This window comes from Streptomyces sp. NPDC005181 (assembly GCF_040608395.1).
GTDB lineage: Bacteria > Actinomycetota > Actinomycetes > Streptomycetales > Streptomycetaceae > Streptomyces.
In genome coordinates, this window is the sequence record NZ_JBEXID010000236.1 from 1 (window position 1) to 1,794 (window position 1,794).

The window sequence follows — 1,794 nt, forward strand, 5'->3', positions numbered from 1 at the left end:
CCCACCACAGCCTGACCACACGCCCGAACCCAGGGCCCACCACGCCCCGACGCGCCGTCAGACAGTCACCCACCCAGCAACGTGACAACGCCCCGAAGTGAGCTGCCCCGAGTTTCGTGGAGTCCGTGATCGTGTGATCAAGCGGTCTGCGGGACTTGCTCCAGTCTCGCCCAGTACGCCTGTTCGTACTCGTCCGGTGGCACGTAGCCGAGGGCGGACGACGACACCGGACAGCGCCTGGCATCCTGGTGGACCTGCTCGCCGAGTACGGCGACACCGAAGTGAACCCGATTCCGGTCGCGATGGAGACCTCCCGCGGCCTGCTGGTCGCTGAGGCGTACCTGCGCGGGCTGAAGGCGCGGCTGTGCGACGACGGCGACTCGCTGGACAGCTACCTGCCGCTGTAAGGTGGCGCAGTTGGCCCGCAGGGTGGCCGTTTCGTCGAGCAGGGCGACGGCGTAGTCGTCGGCGGAGTCGTGACTGTCGCCGTCGTCATCGATAACCAGGTCGTTCAGTGCGGTGCGGTAGGCACCGGTGCGTTCGCCTGGGGGCAAGCCTCGAACAAGCGGCCTGCCGACGCTCACGCGACCCGGATGACGGTCTTGCCCACCGTGCCCTTCTTCGCCCGGAACGCCTCCGGTGCGTGGTCCAAAGGGTGCACGGCACCGACCAGCGGATGGAACCGTCCCTCCCGGCACCTGCGAAGGACTTCCAGGAGGTGATCACGGTTGGGTTCGACGATGAAGAACAGAGCCCGGCCGTCCTCGGGCCACACGGGCGGAGGTTGGTGGATGCTCACCAGCGTGCCGCCGGGCGTGACCAGGGCCGCCGAGCGCTCCAGTACCTCACCGCCCAGGACGTCGAAGACGAGGTTGACACGGCCCACCGCCTCCTCCCACCCAGGCTGTTCGAGATCGACGAACTCCTCAGCGCCGAGTTCCAAGACCCGGTCCCGGCTGCCCGCTCGCCCCGACCCGATCACGCGCGCCCCGGCCTCCCGGGCCAACTGCGTCGCGGCCATCCCCACACCGCCGCCTGCGCCGTGCACCAGCACGCTCTGGCCCGCCTCCAGGCGCCCGTGGACGAAGAGAGCCTGCCAGGCGGTGATTCCCGGCATCGGCAGCGCCGCCGCCTCCACGTGGTCGATCCCGGCTGGGAGCGGGACCAGATACCGGGCCTCGACCGCCACGTACTCCGCGAGCGAGCCGTCCCGGTTCCAGTCAATCAGCCCGATGACCCGCTGTCCGACCAAAAGCCCGGTGGTACCGACCGCGACCTCGGCGACCTCGCCCGAGAGCTCGTGCCCCGGGATGACGGGCGTCCGGTCCCGGCCGCTCCGGTCGACCCAGGAGGACGACCAGGCCAGCTCTTCAGGCGTGAAGGAGGCCGCCCGCACCCGCACGACCACGTCACCCGAACCGGAGTACGGGTACGGCGCCTCCTCGACGACCAAACCCTTCACCGCAGCATCCCTATCGTGAGCCCGCACCGCTTTCATGGTCGCTCCTTCCAACTGGGCAAGAAGACTCCACTCCAGGATGACGGCGCGACCCGCACCATGCGACTCGAAAGGCGCGACGCCCCGGACCCAGCCGACACCACTCACGCCGAACCGACCAGACAGTCGTCACGTGTTGACGATCAAGGGCGCGGGTGCTGTGCACGGTGCTCGGTCACGTCGGCAGCTCGACCACTACGACGGGCGCTGTCACGTTGGCTGACGGGGTGGGATGATCTTCGGGTTGGGCATGGTGGGGAGGGGACCGTCCGTGGACAGCGCGTCGCCGTCGTACA

The 1,794-nt window shown here is 69.1% G+C and carries 2 protein-coding genes; both read right to left on the reverse strand.

The annotated features are described in order from the left end of the window. Positions 1-137: 137 nt before the first annotated feature. Positions 138-554 carry a hypothetical protein gene (locus ABZV38_RS40300; protein ID WP_356333922.1) on the reverse strand — a complete coding sequence of 139 codons (417 nt, stop codon included), beginning with the start codon at positions 552-554 and terminating at the stop codon, positions 138-140. Between the two features lie 26 nt (positions 555-580). Continuing rightward, positions 581-1,498 carry an NADP-dependent oxidoreductase gene (locus ABZV38_RS40305; protein WP_356333921.1) on the reverse strand — a complete coding sequence of 306 codons (918 nt, stop codon included), beginning with the start codon at positions 1,496-1,498 and terminating at the stop codon, positions 581-583. Positions 1,499-1,794: the final 296 nt, after the last annotated feature.

Excerpts from the sequence above, each read along its gene's own strand:
- ABZV38_RS40305 (WP_356333921.1), bottom strand. The coding sequence starts at position 1,498 with ATGAAAGCGGTGCGGGCTCACGATAGGGATGCTGCGGTGAAGGGTTTG.